Source organism: Buchnera aphidicola (Eriosoma grossulariae), assembly GCF_964059045.1.
In the GTDB taxonomy this organism is placed as follows: Bacteria; Pseudomonadota; Gammaproteobacteria; order Enterobacterales; family Enterobacteriaceae; genus Buchnera_D; species Buchnera_D aphidicola_A.
This window is the reverse complement of record NZ_OZ060402.1, coordinates 179,040-201,149: the sequence shown is the minus strand read 5'-3', so window position 1 is coordinate 201,149 and position 22,110 is coordinate 179,040. Positions and strand designations below refer to the sequence as shown.

18 protein-coding genes and 1 other RNA gene are annotated in these 22,110 nt (G+C 22.8%); 10 read left to right on the top strand and 9 right to left on the bottom strand.

All coding sequences use genetic code 11. The features are described 5' to 3' along the window. Position 1 precedes the first annotated feature (1 nt). Both thrB and thrC read left to right on the top strand, forming a co-directional pair. Entirely contained in the window at positions 2–931 is a 930-nt protein-coding gene (thrB, locus tag AB4W51_RS00875) for a homoserine kinase (protein ID WP_367676736.1), read from the top strand. 3 nt (positions 932–934) lie between these two features. Beyond that, positions 935–2,224, top strand: a complete 1,290-nt coding sequence (gene thrC, locus AB4W51_RS00870; protein ID WP_367676735.1) for a threonine synthase — start codon at positions 935–937, stop codon at positions 2,222–2,224. A gap of 79 nt (positions 2,225–2,303) precedes the next feature. On the opposite strand, the gene ychF is transcribed toward thrC, so the two are convergent. The 3 genes from ychF to AB4W51_RS00855 all read right to left on the bottom strand — a co-directional run bounded on the left by ychF (position 2,304) and on the right by AB4W51_RS00855 (position 4,741). Beyond that, positions 2,304–3,398, bottom strand: coding sequence for a redox-regulated ATPase YchF (ychF, locus tag AB4W51_RS00865; RefSeq protein WP_367676734.1), 1,095 nt, complete (start codon positions 3,396–3,398; stop codon positions 2,304–2,306). A 114-nt stretch (positions 3,399–3,512) separates the two neighbouring features. Further along, a complete protein-coding gene (gene pth / locus AB4W51_RS00860; protein ID WP_367676814.1) occupies positions 3,513–4,064 on the bottom strand; it encodes an aminoacyl-tRNA hydrolase in 552 nt (183 codons plus the stop codon). Positions 4,065–4,123: 59 nt separating this feature from the next. Continuing rightward, positions 4,124–4,741 carry a Fe-Mn family superoxide dismutase gene (locus AB4W51_RS00855; RefSeq protein ID WP_367676733.1) on the bottom strand — a complete coding sequence of 206 codons (618 nt, stop codon included), beginning with the start codon at positions 4,739–4,741 and terminating at the stop codon, positions 4,124–4,126. A gap of 350 nt (positions 4,742–5,091) precedes the next feature. On the opposite strand from AB4W51_RS00855, the gene rnt reads away from it, so the two are divergent. Continuing rightward, the gene (gene rnt, locus AB4W51_RS00850) at positions 5,092–5,754 is read left to right on the top strand and encodes a ribonuclease T (protein ID WP_367676732.1); all 663 of its coding nucleotides are present in this window, start codon (positions 5,092–5,094) and stop codon (positions 5,752–5,754) included. Positions 5,755–5,896: 142 nt separating this feature from the next. Here rnt and grxD read toward each other — a convergent pair whose 3' ends face one another. Then, complete coding sequence (gene grxD / locus AB4W51_RS00845) at positions 5,897–6,214, bottom strand: Grx4 family monothiol glutaredoxin (RefSeq protein ID WP_367676731.1); 318 nt, start codon at positions 6,212–6,214, stop codon at positions 5,897–5,899. 247 nt (positions 6,215–6,461) lie between these two features. Here grxD and ssrA point away from each other — a divergent pair. Next, positions 6,462–6,830: a transfer-messenger RNA gene (gene ssrA, locus AB4W51_RS00840) on the top strand. Between the two features lie 206 nt (positions 6,831–7,036). Here ssrA and nadK read toward each other — a convergent pair. Beyond that, positions 7,037–7,912, bottom strand: a complete 876-nt coding sequence (gene nadK, locus AB4W51_RS00835; RefSeq protein ID WP_367676730.1) for an NAD(+) kinase — start codon at positions 7,910–7,912, stop codon at positions 7,037–7,039. A gap of 110 nt (positions 7,913–8,022) precedes the next feature. Between nadK and grpE the strand changes: the two genes are divergently transcribed. Continuing rightward, a complete protein-coding gene (grpE, locus tag AB4W51_RS00830) occupies positions 8,023–8,571 on the top strand; it encodes a nucleotide exchange factor GrpE (protein ID WP_367676729.1) in 549 nt (182 codons plus the stop codon). A 135-nt stretch (positions 8,572–8,706) separates the two neighbouring features. On the opposite strand, the gene ung is transcribed toward grpE, so the two are convergent. Then, positions 8,707–9,354 (bottom strand): uracil-DNA glycosylase, encoded by a 648-nt coding sequence (ung, locus tag AB4W51_RS00825; RefSeq protein ID WP_367676728.1) that lies wholly within the window; start codon positions 9,352–9,354, stop codon positions 8,707–8,709. A 233-nt stretch (positions 9,355–9,587) separates the two neighbouring features. On the opposite strand from ung, the gene AB4W51_RS00820 reads away from it, so the two are divergent. Continuing rightward, complete coding sequence (locus tag AB4W51_RS00820; protein WP_367676727.1) at positions 9,588–10,184, top strand: peroxiredoxin; 597 nt, start codon at positions 9,588–9,590, stop codon at positions 10,182–10,184. A gap of 169 nt (positions 10,185–10,353) precedes the next feature. Here the strand turns inward: AB4W51_RS00820 and AB4W51_RS00815 are convergent, their stop codons facing one another. Continuing rightward, positions 10,354–11,082 (bottom strand): DUF2076 domain-containing protein, encoded by a 729-nt coding sequence (locus tag AB4W51_RS00815; RefSeq protein ID WP_367676726.1) that lies wholly within the window; start codon positions 11,080–11,082, stop codon positions 10,354–10,356. Between the two features lie 572 nt (positions 11,083–11,654). On the opposite strand from AB4W51_RS00815, the gene gyrA reads away from it, so the two are divergent. The 4 genes from gyrA to yfaE all read left to right on the top strand — a co-directional run bounded on the left by gyrA (position 11,655) and on the right by yfaE (position 18,313). Continuing rightward, complete coding sequence (gyrA, locus tag AB4W51_RS00810) at positions 11,655–14,186, top strand: DNA topoisomerase (ATP-hydrolyzing) subunit A (RefSeq protein WP_367676725.1); 2,532 nt, start codon at positions 11,655–11,657, stop codon at positions 14,184–14,186. 359 nt (positions 14,187–14,545) lie between these two features. After that, positions 14,546–16,837, top strand: a complete 2,292-nt coding sequence (gene nrdA / locus AB4W51_RS00805) for a class 1a ribonucleoside-diphosphate reductase subunit alpha (RefSeq protein WP_367676724.1) — start codon at positions 14,546–14,548, stop codon at positions 16,835–16,837. Positions 16,838–16,917: 80 nt separating this feature from the next. Continuing rightward, positions 16,918–18,051: a class Ia ribonucleoside-diphosphate reductase subunit beta gene (gene nrdB / locus AB4W51_RS00800; protein ID WP_367676723.1), complete on the top strand. Its 1,134-nt coding sequence runs from the start codon at positions 16,918–16,920 to the stop codon at positions 18,049–18,051. A 1-nt stretch (position 18,052) separates the two neighbouring features. Further along, positions 18,053–18,313 carry a class I ribonucleotide reductase maintenance protein YfaE gene (gene yfaE / locus AB4W51_RS00795; RefSeq protein ID WP_367676722.1) on the top strand — a complete coding sequence of 87 codons (261 nt, stop codon included), beginning with the start codon at positions 18,053–18,055 and terminating at the stop codon, positions 18,311–18,313. Positions 18,314–18,378: 65 nt separating this feature from the next. Here the strand turns inward: yfaE and pta are convergent, their stop codons facing one another. Further along, positions 18,379–20,532, bottom strand: coding sequence for a phosphate acetyltransferase (pta, locus tag AB4W51_RS00790; RefSeq protein WP_367676721.1), 2,154 nt, complete (start codon positions 20,530–20,532; stop codon positions 18,379–18,381). A gap of 51 nt (positions 20,533–20,583) precedes the next feature. Continuing rightward, positions 20,584–21,807 carry an acetate kinase gene (locus AB4W51_RS00785; protein ID WP_367676720.1) on the bottom strand — a complete coding sequence of 408 codons (1,224 nt, stop codon included), beginning with the start codon at positions 21,805–21,807 and terminating at the stop codon, positions 20,584–20,586. Positions 21,808–22,110: the final 303 nt, after the last annotated feature.

Below are 22,110 nucleotides of genomic sequence, written 5' to 3'. Positions count from 1 at the left end.
AATGATAAAAATTTATTCACCTGCTTCTATTGGAAATGTTGGTGTTGGATTTGATGTTTTAGGTGTAGCGATAAAACCTATCAAAAACACTTTATTAGGTGATGTGATTACCATTACAAAATCAAAAGAATTTAATTTAATTAATCAAGGAAAATTTGAACACCAACTTCCTTTAGATATAAAAAATAATATTGTTTGGCATTGTTGGTTGAAATTCTGCAAAAAAATAAAAAAAAATATTCCTGTTTCTATAAAATTAGAAAAAAATATGCCAATTGGATCTGGTTTAGGATCTAGTGCTTGTTCAATTGTTTCTACATTAGTTGCTTTAAATACATTTTGTTCTGAACCTATCAAAAAAATAGAATTATTAAAAATGATGGGTCAATTAGAAGGAAAATTATCTGGTGGAGTTCATTATGATAATGTTTCACCATGTTATTTAGGTGGTTTGCAATTAATTCTACAAGGTAAAAAAATTATCAGTCAACAACTACCATATTTTAAAAATTGGTATTGGATTATTGCTTGGCCTGGAATCAATATATCAACCTCTGAAGCAAGATCTATTTTACCTATGCAATATCAAAGAGAAACTTGCATACAACATAGTCGTAATTTAGCAATCTTCATTCATGCTCTTTATACTAATCAACAAAAATTAGCAGCTCAATCTATGCAAGATATTATAGCAGAACCATATAGAATAAAATTATTACCAAATTTTTTATCAATTAAAAATAAAATAATTAAAATTGGTGCTATGGCTTGTGGTATTTCTGGATCAGGTCCTAGTTTATTTTCTATTAGTGACAATCTAGAAATAGCTGAAGATATATCAAATTATTTAAGCAAAAATTATTTAAAAAATCAAAATGGTTTTGTACATATTTGTCAATTAGATTTAAAAGGAACAAGAAAAATAGGATAAAATATGAAATTATATAACTTAAAAGATCATCAAGAACAAGTAAATTTTGCGCAAGCAATTAAATTAGGATTAGGTAACAAACAAGGATTATTTTTCCCTAATCAAATACCTAAAATAAGTTCAAAAACACTTTTAAAAATTCTAGATATGAACTTTATTGAGCGAAGTAGTAAAATACTATCAATGTTTATTGGAGATGAAATTCAAGAACAAAAATTATATCAATCTGTAAAAAATGCTTTTTCTTGTTCTATTCCAAAAATAGTATATGTAGAAGAAAATATAGCTTGTTTTGAATTATTTCACGGTCCTACATTAGCATTCAAAGATTTTGGAGCACGTTTTATGGCTCAAATTCTATCTTATTTAAATCATCAAAACGAAGTTATGACTATATTAACTGCAACATCTGGAGATACAGGTGCTGCTGTAGCTCATGCATTTTATAAGATGAAAAACGTGAGAGTAATAATCTTGTATCCTCAAGGAAAAATTAGTGAATACCAAGAAAAATTATTTTGTACATTAGGTAAAAATATTACAACTATTGCTGTTAATGGTAGTTTTGACGAATGTCAAAAACTTGTAAAACAAGCATTTAATGATCAAGAACTAAAAATAGAAATAGGATTAAATTCAGCTAATTCTATTAATATTAGCAGATTACTTGCTCAAATTTGTTATTATTTTGAAGCTTTTTCACTTATCTCTACTCAACAACAAAAAAAAATAATTATCGCAGTACCATGCGGTAATTTCGGTAATTTAACTGCTGGATTATTAGCGAAATCTATCGGTTTACCAATAGAATCTTTTATAGCTGCTACTAATGCCAATGATACTGTTCCTAGATTTCTTGAAACAGGTCAATGGAGTCCAAATAATACAATTTCAACATTATCTAATGCAATGGATATTAGTCAACCAAATAACTGGCCTCGTGTAGAAGAATTATTTAAAATTAATAATTGGAATTTAAAAGATTTAGGATTTGGTAGAGTTTCAGATAATGAAACCATAAAAACTTTAAAAAAACTAGATCATTTAGGTTATATTTCTGAACCTCATGCTGCTGTAGCTTACAGATTATTAAAAAAAAGTGTTCAAAAAGACGAGTTTGGTTTATTTTTAGGAACTGCACATCCTGCTAAGTTTAAACAATCAGTAGAAAATATTTTAAAAAAAATAATTATTTTACCTAAAACTCTTGAAGAAAGAAACCATTTACCTTTATTATCTCATAAAATGAAACCTGATTTCAATAAATTACGTCAATTTTTATTAAAAAAATAAATCTGTCAAATTAAAATAGAGAGGAAAAAACAATTCATCCTCTCTATCAAAACTATCAAATATAAATTTCGTTATAAATTTATAAATTAAATAAAAAATTTAATATATCTCCATCTTGTACAATATATTTTTTACCTTCAGTGCGTATTTTACCAGCTAATTTAACTCCTAATTCACCTTTGTAAAAAATAAAATCTTCATACTTGATAACTTTGACACGAATAAATCCATGATAAAAATCACTATGAATTACTCTTCCTGCTTCTTTAGCAGTACTACCTTGTGACATTGTCCATGCCCGTACTTCTTTAACTCCTGCAGTAAAAAATGTTCTTAAATTTAATAATTTATAACCTAAAGAAATAATTTCTGATAAAATAGAATTAGAACTAAAAAAATTAAAATGATCATTATTATTCATAATTTTATGTTTAATTTTTTTTGATTCTTCTGATACTTGTAATAAAAATATTGGAATAACTATTGAATTTTCTTGTTTTGCAAATTGTAAAACATTTTTGAGTAAATCATGATCATATTTTTTTTCACTGATATTTGCTACATACATCATTGGTTTAAATGTTAATAAACGTAAATGAGAAATACTTTTCTTTTCTTCTACAGTTAATTTTAATAATCTTAACATTTTAAATTTTTTTAAATGATCTAGACAACGATTGACTATATTTAATTCTATATTAAATTCTTTATTTTCAAGCTTATTTTTTTTTTTAATTCTTAAAATAAATTTTTCACAAATATCTATATCTGATAAAATTAATTCTAAATTAATAATTTCGATATCTTTAATCGGATCCACTTTACCATAAACATGTGTAATAGAATGATTTTGAAAACAACGAACAACATGTATGATCGCATCAGTATCTTTAATATTATTTAAAAATTTATTACCTAAACCTTCTCCTTTTGAAGCTCCTTTTACTAAACCAGCAATATCAACTAATTCTATAAAATTAGTTATAATTTTTTTAGGTAAAACAATTTTTGCAATATCATTTAATCTTTGATCTAATATTGGGACTGTACTTATATTAGGTTTTATAGTAGAAAAAGGATAATTTGCAACTAAAATTTTTGTAGCAGTTAATGCATTAAATAAAGTAGATTTTCCTACATTGGGCAAACCTATAATTCCACACTTAAAATGCATATATTTTATCAACCTAAATAATATATCAAAATAACAATATCATATGTTTTTATAAGTAAATTATTTTTATAAGTAAATATTTATGTATTTATTTAAATTTAAATAATAATTAAATCAATTACTAAAATTTTTTAAATTTGGTTCTCGAATAAAATTTTCAATAAAAAAAATAGTTTTTTTCATTGATTGATAAATTAAATTTAATTCATATTTGTTTGGAATAGATAAAACATAATTCGGTATTTCACCTAATTGATTGGGACGACCAATGCCAATTCTTATTCGATAAAAACTAACACCATTCTTAAAATAAGAAATAATATTTTTCAATCCTTTATGACCATTAGTTCCAAAACCATATTTTATTTTTATAACTCCTGGAATTAAGTCAAGATCATCATGTATAATTAAAATTTGATCGAGATTAATATTATAAAAAGATGACATTAAAAAAACGGATTTACCATTAATATTCATAAATATATTAGGTACTAATAATCGTACTATTTCATTATTTAAATAAATATTTTCAGTATATCCAAAAAATTTTTTTTCTTCTTTTAATTTTAATTTGTAATGATTAGCTAATAAATAAATATAAACAGATCCAATATTATGACGTGTTTTGCAATATAAATTATTTGGATTAGCTAATCCAACTATCATTTTTATTTTTTTCAAAAAACCTTCAATTAATAAAATATATATTCAATTATTATTATATATTATAAACATTCATTGTAGCGTCTAGATGCTTCATCCCAATTAACTACGTTCCAAAAAGCCTGTACATATTCTAAACGTCTATTCTGATATTGTAAATAATAAGAATGTTCCCATAAATCTAAACAAATAATAGGATCACCTGATACTCCAGTTAAAGATTCCCCCATCAATGGATTATCTTGATTAGCTGTAGAAATGATTTTTAAACAATTATCATGATAAACTAACCAAATCCATCCTGAACCAAACCTTGATAAAGCTATCTTTTCAAATTCACTTTGAAATTGTTGAATATTATTAAATGTACTGATTAACTTTTCTTTTAAATTACCTTTTAATACAGTACCAATTTTCAATCCATTCCAAAATAAACAATGATTAACATGTCCACCAAGATTATTACGTAAATTATTTTGACTAACTAATGGAATGTCATCTAATTTTTTAATTAATATTTCAGCTTTAATATTAGGAAAATTCATAGATTCTAATATATTATTAGTATTATTAATATAATTTTGATGGTGTTTATTATAATGTATGTTCATGGTTAAAGCATCAAAATATGGTTCTAAGTAATCATATTTATATGGTAATACAGGTAAACTGTAACTCATGATTAAATCCTAAATTTAATTGATATATTTAATATTTTATAAAAATCTAATTTGATTAAAATAAAAAGCCTTATTTTTAAAATAATTATATCATATTAAAAACAAAATGTATCATATAATTATCTTGAAATTAAGATACAAAATAATTTATCTACATATAAAATATAATAATAAATTATCAAAATAAAATATTTTTTCTCAACTTAATCTATATAATATAAAAATTTAAAAAAAATATTTTATTATATATATATTGTTATTTTTTTTACATTATGTTAATTTTCAAAAACTAAAAACAAAAAATTAAACATATAATTACTATAAAAATATATAAAAATATAGAGCATATAATGTTAATTAATCAAAAAATGAATAGTCTAAAAAATCGATTTAGAAATTTTTATCCAGTAGTAATTGATGTGGAAACTGCTGGATTTGATTCTCAAAAAGACGCAATACTAGAAATTGCTGCTATTACTTTAAATATGGATGAAAAAGGATGGATAAAAAAAGAATCTTTATTACATTTTCATATTATACCATTCCAAGGATCTTTTATAAATCCTGAAGCTTTAGCATTTAATAAAATTGATCCTTTTAATCCATTAAGATTAGCTATTAGTGAAAAAGAAGCAATAAGAAAAATATGCGATTTAGTTCATCAAGGAATAGAAGAAAAAAAATGTAAAAAAGCAATTATAGTAGCACATAATGCAATGTTTGATTATAACTTTATTATGGCAGCTATAAATAGAGTAGGTATTAAAAATCATCCATTTCATCCTTTTGTGACTTTTGATACTGCATCTTTAAGTGGATTAGTGGTAGGTCAAACAGTCTTAGCAAAAGCTTGCAAAGCAGTAGGATTGGTGTTTGATATCAACCAAGCCCACTCAGCTCTTTATGATACTTTACAAACGGCTAATTTATTTTGTGAATTAGTTAATAAATGGAAAACATTAGGTGGTTGGCCGGTGCAACCTAATACCCATAAATACAAAAATGTAATATAAATCATATTTAAAAACAATAATATAAATATAGAAATATTAATAAAAATTATTTATAAAAAAATATTAAATTAATACCAAAAATCATTATACATATTAAATATATATTTCATATCTATAAAAATATAATTAAAAAAATAAAAAATTATTTTATTTCTATTTGATCTATCATTTTTTTTAATTCACCATTATTAAATAATTCTAATATGATATTACAACCACCTATTAATTCACCATTAATCCATAATTGAGGGAAAGTAGGCCAATTAGCATATTTTGGTAATTCTTTTCGAATATCAGGGTTATCTAAAACATCAATATAAGCAAACCGTTTATCAAAAGAAGAAAGGACTTGTACTGCTTGAGCAGAAAAACCACAACTAGGTGATTTAGGAGAACCTTTCATATATAACAAAATAGGATGGTTATTTATTTGTTCTTTAATTTTTTCATTAATATTCATATATTTTTCTCATGGATAATATTTAAAAAAATAATAAAATATAATTTATTTAAAATCAATAATATTAGTAAATTAATAAAATTACAAATAATTTTAATATCATATATATATATCTTATTACCTGTTTAAAATAATAATAAATTATATTATGTATAATATAATTTATTTGTAGAAAAAAAAAAAAAAAAATGTTAGAATATTTTTTAAAAAAAATTTATTATAAAACATCAAATTAATATAAAGATTAGGGGCTGATTATGGATTTGACAAAAAATCTGAAAACCTAAGTGCATGCCGAGGATCGGTTGCCTCGCTAAAAACCGAAAATAAAATATCTGAAAAACAAGAAAACTACGCTTTAGCAGCTTAATAAACTGTAAAAGCCCTTCTTTTCTAAATTTTTCTCTTAATATTAGAAAAAAAGAAGGTCATTAATCAAGAGATCGTATTATTAGTGATACTTATAAGCTATTATACTAAAATATTTTTTAAGTTATATTTTTTTTAATGTGTCTGTACAAAAAAAAATGAATATAAATATTTATACAGAATAAGCATGTAGTACTAAAGTTATAAGAATTTTTGGACGCGGGTTCGAATCCCGCCAGCTCCACCATTATCTATAAATCATTTTTATAATATTTTATGTAATATTAAAATATTTTCTTAATACTAAAAATAATTTTATTCAAAAATATTAATTTTAATAAAAATAAATTTTAAAATTAATCAAATTAAAATTTTTGAATAAAATTATCAAACAATAAATAACAGTATCTTTTAATAATCATATAAATATATAGATCAATAAAAATTTATTATTCAACCTTTTTTAAACCAATTTAATTTTTTACTTAACATATCAAAATAATTATATTTTTTAGAATGAATAAAACGAACATAATTAGCACTTCGACGAATCAAAACCATATCTTGTAAATCTACTGATAATACAATTTGACTATCACAACTTACTTTTAATCTATTCTGCATATTTAAAAACTTTAATAAGATCACACTACTATTACTGATGACTAAAGGACGTGCTGATAAAGTATGTGGAAACATTGGAACTAATACAATAGCATCTAATGATGTGGAAAGAATAGGACCTCCTGCTGATAAAGAATATCCTGTAGATCCTGTTGGAGTAGAAATAATCAACCCATCTGAACGTTGAGAAAAAGCTAATTTTTCATCAATATAAACTTCAAATTCTATCATATGAGCTACTTTTTCAGAATGTATAACAACTTCATTAACAGCAGTACTTGTTTGAGAATGAGAAAATTTACTTAATACTATCGTTTCTAATATAAATCTATCTTCTAGAATATATGAACCTGATAAAATTTCAGATAATTCTTGAAATACAGTATTAAAATTTAAATCTGTTAAAAAACCTAAGTTTCCTTTATTAATACCAATAATTTTAATAGGATAACAAGACAATATACGTGCAGCTCCTAGCATATTTCCATCACCACCTACTACTATTGCTAAATTACACAATTTACCAATTTCTGTTAATGTAGCTATCTGAGAATTTTTTAGTGTTAATTCATTAGATATTTTATCTTCAATAATTACTTTATATCCTTGATCTAATAACCAATAATATAATTTTTTATGTATTATGAATGCACGATTGTCTCGTGGTCTTCCTATAATACCTATACAATAGAATTTTTTTTTCATTTTAAACAACTTGTCTCAATAAAAATATATATAAAATTATAAAAATATTCTTGAAAAAATTCTTCTAAACCCCATAATAAATAAATAAAAATATAGGAACTATTATGAATATGAACAAAGAAAAAATTAATGAACATTCTTGTTCTAATATTGATGAACAAACAATAAAAAAAGAACAAACGATATTGATTACTCAAAAAGAACAAAAAAATAATTTAAAAAAAGAGATTATAAAATTTGAAAAAAAAATTCATGATACTAAATTAAGAACACAAGCTACAATAGAAAACATTAGAAAACAATCAATTAATAATATTAATCAACTAAAACTAAATGAAAATAAAAAATTTATCAAAAAAATAATACCTATCATTGATGATATGCAAAATATTATACAATTAAATACAAATAAAGAATTTCAAAATAATACTATTCATCAAGGATTAATTTTAACTTTAAAATGTTTATTAGATACATTGAACAAATATGGCTTACAACAAGAAGGTTGTCAAAAAAAAATATTTAATCCCAAATTACATCAAACAATATTAAATACAGAAAATAATGTAAATGATACTCAATACATTAAATCTATTGAAAAAATTGGATATATTTTTCAAAAAGAAATATTAAGAAAAGCCATTGTAACATTAGAATAAAAAAAAAATAAATAAAAATAACAATTATGTCTTTTTATGTTAAAAATATTAAATATTTTGTAATTGTTAAATATATTATATAATAATATTATATTTAAATTTATAATATTAATTATTAAAAATCTATTTAAAAAATTAATTTAATAACCAATCAATTGGTTTTATTTTATTTTTGACTAATATTTTATTAGTTTTTGAAAAATGTCGACATCCAAAAAAACTACGATACACCGATAATGGTGATGGATGAGAAGCAGTTAAAATATAATTTCGACCTGAACAAATAATATTTCTTGTACTAATAGCTTGATTACCCCATAATAAAAAAACAATACCAATATGATTTTGATCAATAAAACGAATAACTTGATTTGTAAAATATTTCCATCCTAAATCAATATGAGACCCAGGTTTACCATGTTCTACAGTTAAAATAGTATTTAATAAAAACACACCTTGTTTAGCCCAATAATCTAAACAACCATGTTGAGCAATGTTTGATTGTTTTAAATCATTTTTTAATTCTTGATATATATTAATCAAAGAAGGAGGTATTTTTACACCTTTATTAACCGAAAAAGCCAAACCATTTGCTTGATTGAATTGACAATAAGGATCTTGACCTAAAATAACTACTTTTAGTAAATTAAAAGGAGTTAAAAAAAATGCTTGAAATATTTTTGAATCTATAGGGTAAATAATTTTATGTTTTCTTTTTTTTTGAATTATATGTAATAATTTTATCCAATTTTTTGTTTTCAAAAATAAATCTTGCCAAGTCATATTATTAATTTTAAGCATTGTATACACTCTAAATTAAATATATTAAATATATAAAAACATTATTTTTATAGTACAATTATATGATAATAATAATTATATTCACAATATAATCAAAATAAATATTAAAAATATATTTTTCAAATTTAATAAACAGCATTTATTATACTGTATAGATTGATATCTAATTATATATTATAGAAATAAATATTATTGCTATCCATTAAGGAACAAATATGATTTTAGTTAGTAAATTATCTCCTGATTTTACTGCACCTGCAATTTTAAATGATGGAAGTATTATTCAAAATTACAATTTTAAAAAACAAAATTCATCTCATCAAGGATGCGTATTATTTTTTTGGCCATTAGATTTTACTTTTGTTTGTCCTACCGAATTAATAGAATTTAATGCTTTATATTCAGAATTTCAAAAAAGACAAGTAACATTAATTGGAGTTTCTATAGATTCAGTATTTTCTCATGAAAAATGGAGAAATACTAATATTCAAAAAGGTGGAATAGGTCCCATGCAATTCACTATGATTTCTGATATAAAAAGAGACATACAAAAATTATATGGAGTTGAACATCCTGATTTAGGTGTAGCACTGAGAGCTACTTTTTTCATTGATAAAAATTGGATTATTAGACATCAATCTATTAATGATTTACCAATTGGAAGAAATATAAAAGAAATATTAAGAATTATTGATGCTGTTAAATTTCACGAAAAAAATGGAGAAGTGTGCCCTGCTAATTGGGAAAAAGGAGAACCTGGAATAGAAACTAGTCAAAAAGGAATATCTTTATATTTAAAAAAATATTTATAGAATATATAATTATTTAATTTATAGAATATATAATTATTTGTGCATATTATTTTTAATTATAATTGTTTTTAAACAATTATAATTAAAAATAATATGCACAAATAATTATATATTCTATAAATTAAATAATTATATATTCTATAAATTAAATAATTATATATACTATAAATTATATAAGATCATCATCATTATTATCTTCATAATAATCGTCTGATTCTATATGATGAATATCATTAGAATCAAAAAAATCATTATTATCAGATAAAAAATTTTGATCTTGGCTAACAACATTATAAGGATTATTGTTTAATATATCAAACTCTTCATAATCAGTATGATCAATTAATGAATCGTTAGATGAAGTTAATATTTCTTCTTCTGGTTTCTCATGTTTAAAAAAATTCATTAACATATTTCCAACTACCATACCACCTGCAACCCCTACAGCTGTTTGTAAAGCATTACCTAAAAAACTATTACCAATAGAAGATAAACCGGGACCAGTATTAGAAGCACTAGAACTAGAAGGTAAAACAGAACGATTAGATGATCGAACAGAACCATCATCTTCACGATGATATGATGCGTTTTTAGTAGTTGAATCATAATTTTTTTTAAATATATTAGATAAAAAACCAGTATTTTTTGATTTTTGACTTAATTCATTTTCATATTCAGATATTTTTTGCTCTAATTCAATAATACGTTTATTTAATTTTTTTAACACCGTATCTTGTACTAAAATTGTTTGAGTCATATAATATGGAGCATTAGATTGATTTTTAATAAAAGAATGAATTAATTGTTCAGCAGATCTATTTCTTAAATCTGATTTTTGTTCTACTTTGCTCAATTTATGAAATAAATTTTCTATTAATTGTTTTTCTTCATTTTTCATAATAATTCCTAAAAAGGATTAAAAACTATATTATTGTAGCAAAAAATAATTTTTTAAAAAATTAATTTTTATTTTTACATTAATTGTATTTAAAAATTAAATAATCATTAAAATAATATTTTAATTTTTTCAACTATTACTAATCATGATATATGTCATTATATACATATTAAATCTATACTCAATAATAATTGAGTTTTTATTTATATCAAAATTTAAAATAAATAAAATATTTTAATAATAAATTTTTAATATTAAACACAACAAAAATCAATAAAACTAATTTATAAAATAATTAACCAATAATACATATAAATTTTATCAAAAAATTTATATGTATTAAATCAAAAATAAAATATCAATAAATTAATATTTTCATAACTTTTTTATCTAATCTTGAAAAATTTGACAGCAATGTGATAAAATTAATCCCAATAAATGAATAAAAATGTTTACATAAAAATTAATAATAAAAATATTATTAACGATCAATATTCTTAAAATAAAATATTGATCTTTTATCAATAAACATATTTTATTTTAAGAATTAAATAACAAGAGATTATAACTCTATGAAAGACCTATCAAATGAAATTTTAAAGGTCAATATCGAAAAAGAATTAAAAAAATCTTATTTAGATTATGCTATGTCTGTTATAATTGGAAGAGCTTTACCTGATGTTAGAGACGGTTTAAAACCAGTTCATCGTAGAATTCTTTTTGCTATGCATATTCTAAACAATATATGGAATAAACCATACAAAAAATCAGCTAGAATTGTTGGAGATGTAATTGGAAAATACCATCCTCATGGAGACTCTGCTGTATATGATGCAATTGTAAGAATGGCACAATCATTTTCTTTAAGATACGTACTTATAGATGGACAAGGGAATTTTGGTTCAGTAGATGGAGATACTGCTGCGGCTATGCGATATACTGAAATACGTATGTCAAAAATATCCCATGAATTACTTAACGATCTTGAAAAAAATACTGTAAATTTTATACCTAATTATGATGAAACAGAATATATACCTAATGTACTACCTACAAAAATACCAAATATTTTAATTAACGGATCTTCAGGAATTGCTGTTGGGATGGCAACTAATATACCACCTCATAATTTAAATGAAGTTATTTCAGGATGCATTGCATATATTGATAATAATCATATCACATTAAAACAATTACTAAAATATATTCCTGGACCAGATTTTCCTACTGCAGGTATTATTAATGGTCGAACTGGAATTGAAGAAGCCTATCAAACAGGAAAAGGTAAAATTTTTATTCGAGCTAGACATAAAATAGAAACTCATCAAAAAACAAAAAAAGTTTCTATTGTAGTATATGAAATACCCTATCAAGTAAATAAATCAAGATTAATTGAAAAAATTTCAGAATTAATTAAAGATAAAAGAATTGAAGGTATTACAGCTTTAAGAGATGAATCTGACAAAGAAGGTATGAGAATTGTTATAGAAATTAAAAAAGAATCTATTGTTGAAATAATTTTAAATCAATTATATTCATTAAGCCCAATGCAAATATCTTTTGGTATTAACATGGTAGCACTTTGTCATGGTCAACCCAAAACATTATCTTTAATGAAAATTATTAAATATTTTATTAATCATCGCCAAGAAATAGTCACTCGTCGTAGTATATTCGAATTAAAAAAATTTAAAGAAAGAACTCATATTCTACAAGGATTAATAATTGCACTAAATAACATTGATCAAATTATTCAATTAATTCAATCCTCTAATAATACTAAAGAAGCTAAAGAAAAATTTTTATCAAGATCATGGATAATAAAAAATAATATTCGCTATCCTTTAAACGATAAACCATCAAATAATAAAGAATTATTTAAAAAAAGAACAGTAAATCATGCATATTACTTTTTTACTGAACAACAAATACAATCTATACTTGAACTACGTTTAAATAAATTAACAAATTTAGAACATAAAAAAATATTTGAAGAACAAAATCTTTTAATTAAAAAAATACATAATTTAGAAAAAATTTTAGATAATAATAATTATATGATGAAGATTATTAGAGAAGAACTTATAATTATTAAAAATAACTTTGGAGATCAAAGAAAAACAGAAATTAAAACAAATATAACCGATATCAATATAGAAGATATGATAAACAAAGAAGATGTGGTAATTACTTTATCTCATACAGGATATGTCAAATATCAACCACTATCTGATTATGAAGCTCAAAAAAGAGGAGGGAAAGGAAAAACAGCTGCCAAAACTAAAGAAAAAGATTTTATTGAAATACTATTAGTAACTAATACACATGATACAATTCTATGTTTTTCAAGTAAAGGTATTCTTTACCAATTAAAAGTATATCAATTACCTGAATCTAGCAGACATGCTAGAGGTAGACCAATCGTTAATTTACTCCCATTAAGACCTCATGAACGTATTACAGCAATTTTACCTATACATAAATATAAAAATAATATTATTAATATTTTAATGGTAACTGCTTGTGGTATCGTTAAAAAAACTTGTTTAAAAGAATTTAAAAAACCGAGAAGTAAAGGTATAATCGCAATTAATTTAAAATCGAATGACGAATTAATTGGTATTGCTTTAACTAATGGACATGATAATATTATGCTGTTTACCGCTTCTGGAAAAGCGGTTCAATTTTACGAAAAATCAGTAAGAACAATGGGAAGAAATGCATCCGGTGTTAAAGGCATAAAAATTAATAAAGAAGATAAAGTGGTATCATTAATCGTTCCAAGAAATAATAATGATATTCTAATTGTTACAAATAAAGGTTATGGGAAAAGAACTAATATTTCTGAATTTTCTATCAAATCTCGTGCTACACGTGGAATAATAGCAATAAAAGTTACACCAAAAAATGGAAAAGTTATCGCAGCAATTCAAGTAATAGAACAAGATCAAATTATGATGATAACCAATGCAGGTAAATTAGTACGTATCAGAGTATCCGAAATTGGAATATTAGGCAGAAATACCCAAGGTGTAATTTTAATAAGAACATCAATGAAAGAAAAAGTTGTAGCTTTACAAAGAGTTAAAGAAAATTTTTTATAAAAAATATTAATATCATAAAAAATAAAAATATCCAATTTTTAATTAATATAATTAAACTAATTAAATATAATACATCTATCAATATCATTTGATTCATAAATAATATTTTGAATGATAGTATTATTATTTTTTAAAAAATATTATATATAACTATATATAATTTAATTTCAAAATATTAATTTTTATAATCTTTTTAATAAAAAATCTTTTAATTATAAAATCATAATATGATAATTTTTAATCAAATTAAAAATTAATAATCAATTTAAAAAATACACTAATATTTTTTATCAAATAAAAAATAATGTGAATGTCTTTTTAATAGAAATTCAATTATCATATAAATAGGAATTAACTATATGGAAAAAACTTTATTTGTTACAAAAAGGAATAACAAAAAAGAACTGATTAATTTAGAAAAAATTCATAAAGTTTTAAATTGGGCTGCTGCAGGATTAAAAAATGTATCAGTGTCTCAAGTAGAAATAAAATCAAGAATACAGTTCTATGACGGAATTAGTACAATCAATATCCATGAAACAATTATAAAAGCAGCAGCAGATCTAATATCTCAAAATTGTCCAGATTATCAATATATGGCTGCTAGATTAGCTATATTTCATTTAAGAAAAAAAGCATATAATCAATTTGAACCGCCAAAATTATATACTCATGTGACAAAAATGGTCAAATTAGGAATTTATGATCAACAATTATTATCATCTTACAACAAATCTGAATATTCTATTATGAATTCCTTTATAGATCATTGGAGAGATATGAATTTTTCCTATGCAGCAGTAAAACAATTAGAGGGTAAATATTTAATACAAAACAGAATTACTGGAAAAATATATGAAAGTGCTCAATTTCTTTATATTTTAATTTCTGCATGTTTGTTTTCTAAGTACCCTAGTAAAACTAGAATGCAATATATTCAACAATTTTATAATGCTATTTCTACATTTAAAATTTCTCTACCTACTCCTATTATGTCTGGAGTAAGAACACCTACTAGACAATTTAGTTCATGTGTTCTAATTGAATGTTCAGACAGTTTAAATTCAATTAATGCTACTACTAGCTCTATTATTAAATATGTATCTCAAAGAGCTGGAATTGGTATTAATGCTGGTCAAATACGTGCTTTAGGAAGTCCTATTAGAGGAGGAGAAGCATTTCATACTGGATGTATTCCATTTTATAAACTTTTTCAAAGTGCAGTAAAATCATGTTCACAAGGTGGTGTGCGCGGTGGTGCTGCTACTATTTTTTATCCTATTTGGCATTTAGAAATAGAAAATCTATTAGTACTTAAAAATAATCGAGGAATAGAAGAAAACCGAGTAAGACATTTAGATTATACAGTACAAATTAATAAATTAATGTATCAAAGAATGATTTTAGGTAAAAATATCACATTGTTTAGTCCATCAGATGTATTAGATCTATATGATTCTTTTTTTTCTAATCAAAAAAAATTTGAAAAATTATATCATCAATATGAAATTGATCCAAAATTAAGAAAAAAACAAATCAAAGCCATTGACTTATTTTCAATCATTTTACAAGAAAGAACATCTACTGGGAGAATATATATACAAAACGTTGATCACTGTAATACACATAGTCCATTTAACCCAAAATTGGCACCAATTAAACAATCTAATTTATGTTTAGAAATAACATTACCAACTAAACCACTTAATGATATTAATGATAAAAATGGAGAAATTGCATTATGTACATTATCAGCTATTAATTTAGGAAATATTGATAATCTTCAAGATATTGAAATATTGTCTAATCTCATGGTAAGAGCTTTAGATTCAGTTTTAGATTACCAACAATATCCAATATTAGCTGCTGAACAATCTGCTATCAATAGAAGATCTTTAGGAATAGGAGTAATAAATTTTGCTTATTATCTAGCCAAAAATGATGTTAAATATTCTGATGGAAGTGCAAATAAATTAACTCATCAAACTTTTGAAGCTTTTCAATATTATTTATTACTTGCTTCATGTCAATTAGCTAAAGAAAAAGGATCCTGTTCTTTATTTTACCAAACTAATTATTATAAAGGAATTTTACCTATAGATACATATAAAAAAGAAATTGATACAATATGTAATGAACCATTACATTTAAATTGGGATAATTTAAGAAAAAAAATTAAAAAATATGGATTACGTAATTCTACTTTATCAGCATTAATGCCTTCTGAAACTTCTTCACAAATATCTAATGCAACTAATGGCATTGAACCACCAAGAGGATATATTAGTATAAAATCGTCTAAAGATGGTATGTTAAAACAAGTCGTTCCAGAATTTAATAAATTAAAAACAAAATATGAATTATTATGGGATTTTCCAAATAATACTGGATATCTTCAACTAGTAGGAATTATGCAAAAGTTTATTGATCAATCAATATCTGCAAATACTAACTATGATCCAAAAAAATTTTTACACAATAAAATACCTATGAAAAATCTTATACAAGATTTGTTAACTGCTTATAAACTAGGATTAAAAACTCTATATTATCAAAACACAAGAGATGGAGCTCAAGATAATTTTCATATAGACAATTCTAACAATATTATGAAAGATGATAATTGTGCTAGTGGATCATGTCATATATAATATGAACATTGTATATTAATATGAATAAAAAATATATTTTAATAAAAATTATATATTCTTATATTAATTAGGATAATAAAATGATATATAGTACTTTTTCTAAACACAACAACAACCAATTAAAAGAACCTATGTTTTTTGGTCAATCAGTGAATATCTCTAGATATGATCAACAAAAATATCTTATTTTTGAAAAATTAATTGAAAAACAACTATCTTTTTTTTGGAGACCAGAAGAAATTGATTTATCAAAAGATAGAATTGATTTTCAAAAATTACCAGATCATGAAAAACATATTTTTATTAGTAATTTAAAATATCAAACATTACTTGATTCTATTCAAGGAAGAAGCCCTAATATAGCTTTTTTACCAATTATTTCTATCCCAGAATTAGAAACTTGGATTGAAACATGGTCTTTTTCAGAAACTATTCATTCTCGATCTTATACACATATCATTAGAAATATTGTTACACAACCATCATTAATATTTGATGATATTATTAATAATCAATATATTAGTGTAAGAGCAAAAGATATTTCTGATTATTATGATGATTTAATAAAAATGATTCAATATTGGAATTTACTAGGCGAAGGTATTCATATTATTAATAATAAAAAAATTAATATTAATTTATATGATTTAAAAAAAAAATTATATTTATGTTTAGTAAGCGTTAATGCTCTAGAAGCTATAAGATTTTATGTTAGTTTTGCATGTTCTTTTGCCTTTGCTGAAAGAGAAATAATGGAAGGGAATGCAAAAATTATAAGATTAATTGCAAGAGATGAAGCATTACATCTCACAGGAACACAACATATAATTAATATATTAAAAAACCATTACAACAAAGAAGGAATGGCTGATATTGCTGATGAATTAACAATAGAATCATCGGAACTATTTTTAAAAATAGCTAATCAAGAAAAAAACTGGACTGAGTATTTATTTAAAAATGGATCTATGTTAGGTTTAAATAAAGAAATTTTATGTCAATATATTGAATATATTACTAATATTAGAATGAAATCAATAGGATTAAAACCAATATTTCATAATCAATCATCCAATCCAATTCCATGGATTAATTCTTGGTTAACATCAGATAATGTACAAGTCGCTCCACAAGAAACTGAAATTAGTTCTTATTTAGTCGGTCAAATTGATTCTTCTATACATGAACATGATTTTAAAAAATTTGAATTATAGTATGAAAAAATATTCCATCACAATAATAGGACAAAATAAAAAAATTATTTCTCATAATAGCAAAATACTATTAAAAATTTTAGAAAATTATAAAATTAAAATCAATGCTCAATGCAGATATGGTTTTTGTGGAGCATGCAAAGTCATTTTGATTAAAGGTCAAATAAAATATATAATAACTCAACCAATAGCTTTTGCTTATCCTGAAGAAGTTTTTCCTTGTTGTTGTATTATGATGAGTGATATTCAAATAAAAATATAATTAATTAAAGTAGTTTAATAGATAAAAATAATTAATATAAATTAAATTTAATATAACTGATGATATTATATCTTATTTTTATCCAAAGAGCTGGATTGTACTACCGTTAATGCAATAGTATAAATTATATCTTCTATTGAAGCTCCTCTCGATAAATCATTAATCGGTTTTTTTAAACCTTGTAACATTGGACCAATACACATGATATTAGCTGAACGTTGAACAGCTTTATATGTTGTATTGCCTGTGTTTAAATCTGGAAAAATTAAAATATTAGCTTTTCCAGCTACTTTAGAATTAGGTAATTTTATTTTTGCAATATCTAATGTCATAGCAGTATCATATTGCATAGGTCCATCAACAACTAAATTTGGATATTTTTCTTTTAACAATACTGTAGCTTGATTAACTATTTTTACTTTGTCACCAAAACCTGATTGACCAGTAGAATAAGAAATCATTGCTATTCTTGGTTCTATTCCAAATAAAATAGCAGTTTCGGCAGATTGAATGGCTATTTCAGATAATTGTTTATAATCTGGATCTGCATTAATAGCACAATCAGCATAAATACAAACTCTATTCGGCAATAACATAAAAAAAGCTGATGAAACTAAAGAATACTTTTTATCCATTTTTATTAATTGTAATCCTGGTCTAATACTCTCTGCTGTTGTCGTAACAGAACCTGCTACTAGTCCATCTACATCTCCATTTTGTAACATTAACGTTCCTAAAATAATATTATTTTTAATTTGTTTATTAGCAATAATTTTATTCATGCCTTTATGTTGTCTTAATTTTATCAAAAGATCAATATAATTTTTACTAATTATATTTGGATTTAAAATTTTTATTTTTTCGTCTAATTGAATATTATTTTTTGATGCAATATTATAGATATTTTTTCTATCTCCTAATAAAATACAATCTGCAATATTATTCTTATAGCAAAAAATAGCTGCTTTAATAATCCTAGGTTCATGTCCTTCAGGTAAAACAATTTTTTTAAACAAAGATTTTTTTGCTAACATTCTCAAATGATAACGAAATTCTATCGGTGACAAATACGAATTATTTTTAACAACTGGTTGTTTTAATGATTTTACCCAATCTTTATCAATATAATTAGCAATAATTTTTTTTTCAGCATCAAAAAATAATGATTGAGTATCTTTTGTTTTAAAATGAACTTTTTTCAAATCAAATAAAAAATTTAAAGTATTTTGAGGAGTAATAATAACTGAAAGACACGTTTTTTTAATCTGTTGAATCCAGTTTTGAGATGAAAATTCAGATAAATTAACATTAGTAATAACTAATAAACTGATTTTTAGATGTGTTTGAAAATCATGCAATAAATTTTTTAAAACAACAATATTATAAAAAGATATAATTACTAATGAATTATGCTTTAAATTTTTTAATATATCACTAGCATAACATTCTAGTAAAAATATAAATTGAATTATACACAAACTCGTACTATTATCATGAATAATATCTAACTTCAAATATTTTAATAAATTCATAACTGAAATACGTATCAATTGCATATTCAAAGGAATATGAGCTAATAATTTAATATTACTATTTTTTATAAAGGAATTAATATCATAGTGATTAAATGGAACAATATTAAAATAATTATCTACAGTAAAATCATTTGTATTATTTTTTATTGTACTACATTGATTAATTTGATTAACAATGATACCTATAATATTAAGATTTTTATCAATTCCATAAAAATTATGAATCATTTTTAATTCTTGTTTTAAATTAAAATATTTATGATTTTGTAAAACAGATACAAAAATTATTTCAGCATTAAGATTACATGCAATTTCATAATTAATTTTATTTATAAAAGGATTAGTATTTTTGACTGTTAATCCATTAATTAATATTACGTCTGAAATTCCAATGTTTAAATTATAATATTCAAATATTTTATCCATCATGCAAGTATATTGATTACGATCATAAATATTTTTTAAAATAATTTTCTTAATAGATGGAATAATATTAATTGATTTATCATCTTTAATAGCATTTAAAATTGTGTCTAAACAATTATTAGAAATAACATTATTAGAAATAGGTTGAAAAAAAGTAATATTTAGGTTTTGTTGTTGAATAGCTTGAATTAAACCTAAAGTAATAGTTTTTATACCAACACTATCTCCTAATGGCAATAACATTATAACACGTGACATCATAACTCTCTTAATCAAAATAATTATACAATAGATAATTTATTATAAACTTCATTGAATAGATTGTACATTAATACACTTTTTTGTTTTTTTAGCAATAGCTAGTTCTTCATTTGTAGGAATAACTAATATTGGAATACTACCATTAGTATTAATAAAATGATTTTTTTGTTTTTTAAAATTATTATTTTTTTCTTCATCGATAGAGATTAAACCCATTAATGACAAATTATCTATACTTAATTTTCTGACTAAAGGAGAATTTTCTCCAATTCCACCAGTAAAAACAATACCATCTAATACACCATTCATTAAAGAAATATATGAAGAAATGTATTTTTTTAAACGATAACAAAAAACATCCACAGCATATTTTGCTTTTTTGTTAATATAATATTGTGATTCTACATCCCTGAAATCACTACTAATATTACTTAATCCTAATAAACCAGATTTAAATGTTAAAATAGTATTAATTTCATTTATAGATATTTTTAATTTTTTATACATAAAAAAAATAATAGAAGGATCTATATCACCACTTCTAGTTCCCATGACTAACCCTTCCAATGGTGTTAAACCCATAGATGTATCTACACAAATACCTTTATAAATTGCAGATACAGAAGAGCCATTACCTAAATGACAACTAATCATATTTAATTGATTTATTTTTTTATTTAATATGACTGATGTTTGATACATAACATACTGATGACTAATTCCATGAGCGCCATACCTTCTAATACCATAATCATGATATAAATAATAAGGAATAGCATATAAATATGCTTTTTTTGGAATATTTTTGTAAAAAGCAGTATCAAAGACAGCTACATTTTTTTTTGATAATTCAGGAAATGTATTTAATGTTAATTGAATACCCATTAAATTTACAGGATTATGAATAGGTGAAAAAATAATTGCTTTTTTAATTTCATTAATGACTTTATTATTAATAATAGTAGTACTTGTTAATTTTATACCACCATGCACTACTCTATGTCCTATTGCTACCACTTGAGAAAAAATTGCTTTTTCAGTAATAAAAATTTTTTTCAAAATAAAATCAAAAATATTTTCATGAGACATAGGATTTAAAAATAATTTTTGATATTGTATATTATTGCAATTCCATTTTATTTGTGAATTATTTAAATATAAACACTCTGCTATTCCAGAAAGATAGCAGATTTCATTATCTGGATTAATAATAGAAAATTTTAAAGAAGAACTACCACAATTTAAAACCAATATTAATTTTTTTTTTTTCATAAATATATGTAATTATTAACCATAAATAAAATTTATTTTTTATCTAGTAACCATTAAATCTTTATTAAAAATAATAATAACACATATTTTTTTTTAATCTAGTGCAATATAATACATATTATAACAATACTAAATCTTTTTTAAAAATATTGATACAATTTTAAAAATGTTTTATATATGCAATAATTTATTTTTTTTTAAAATCAATTTTTTTGTAAAAAATTATTTATTATTACTATAATTTTTATATAAAAATTAAAAATATTTTTAATTAACATACATTAACATAACTATAACGAGAAA

Coding starts and splice junctions, on each gene's coding strand:
- thrB (WP_367676736.1), top strand. CDS start 2: ATGATAAAAATTTATTCACCTGCTTCTATTGGAAATGTTGGTGTTGGA.
- thrC (WP_367676735.1), top strand. CDS start 935: ATGAAATTATATAACTTAAAAGATCATCAAGAACAAGTAAATTTTGCG.
- ychF (WP_367676734.1), bottom strand. CDS start 3,398: ATGCATTTTAAGTGTGGAATTATAGGTTTGCCCAATGTAGGAAAATCT.
- pth (WP_367676814.1), bottom strand. CDS start 4,064: ATGATAGTTGGATTAGCTAATCCAAATAATTTATATTGCAAAACACGT.
- AB4W51_RS00855 (WP_367676733.1), bottom strand. CDS start 4,741: ATGAGTTACAGTTTACCTGTATTACCATATAAATATGATTACTTAGAA.
- rnt (WP_367676732.1), top strand. CDS start 5,092: ATGTTAATTAATCAAAAAATGAATAGTCTAAAAAATCGATTTAGAAAT.
- grxD (WP_367676731.1), bottom strand. CDS start 6,214: ATGAATATTAATGAAAAAATTAAAGAACAAATAAATAACCATCCTATT.
- nadK (WP_367676730.1), bottom strand. CDS start 7,912: ATGAAAAAAAAATTCTATTGTATAGGTATTATAGGAAGACCACGAGAC.
- grpE (WP_367676729.1), top strand. CDS start 8,023: ATGAACAAAGAAAAAATTAATGAACATTCTTGTTCTAATATTGATGAA.
- ung (WP_367676728.1), bottom strand. CDS start 9,354: ATGACTTGGCAAGATTTATTTTTGAAAACAAAAAATTGGATAAAATTA.
- AB4W51_RS00820 (WP_367676727.1), top strand. CDS start 9,588: ATGATTTTAGTTAGTAAATTATCTCCTGATTTTACTGCACCTGCAATT.
- AB4W51_RS00815 (WP_367676726.1), bottom strand. CDS start 11,082: ATGAAAAATGAAGAAAAACAATTAATAGAAAATTTATTTCATAAATTG.
- gyrA (WP_367676725.1), top strand. CDS start 11,655: ATGAAAGACCTATCAAATGAAATTTTAAAGGTCAATATCGAAAAAGAA.
- nrdA (WP_367676724.1), top strand. CDS start 14,546: ATGGAAAAAACTTTATTTGTTACAAAAAGGAATAACAAAAAAGAACTG.
- nrdB (WP_367676723.1), top strand. CDS start 16,918: ATGATATATAGTACTTTTTCTAAACACAACAACAACCAATTAAAAGAA.
- yfaE (WP_367676722.1), top strand. CDS start 18,053: ATGAAAAAATATTCCATCACAATAATAGGACAAAATAAAAAAATTATT.
- pta (WP_367676721.1), bottom strand. CDS start 20,532: ATGTCACGTGTTATAATGTTATTGCCATTAGGAGATAGTGTTGGTATA.
- AB4W51_RS00785 (WP_367676720.1), bottom strand. CDS start 21,807: ATGAAAAAAAAAAAATTAATATTGGTTTTAAATTGTGGTAGTTCTTCT.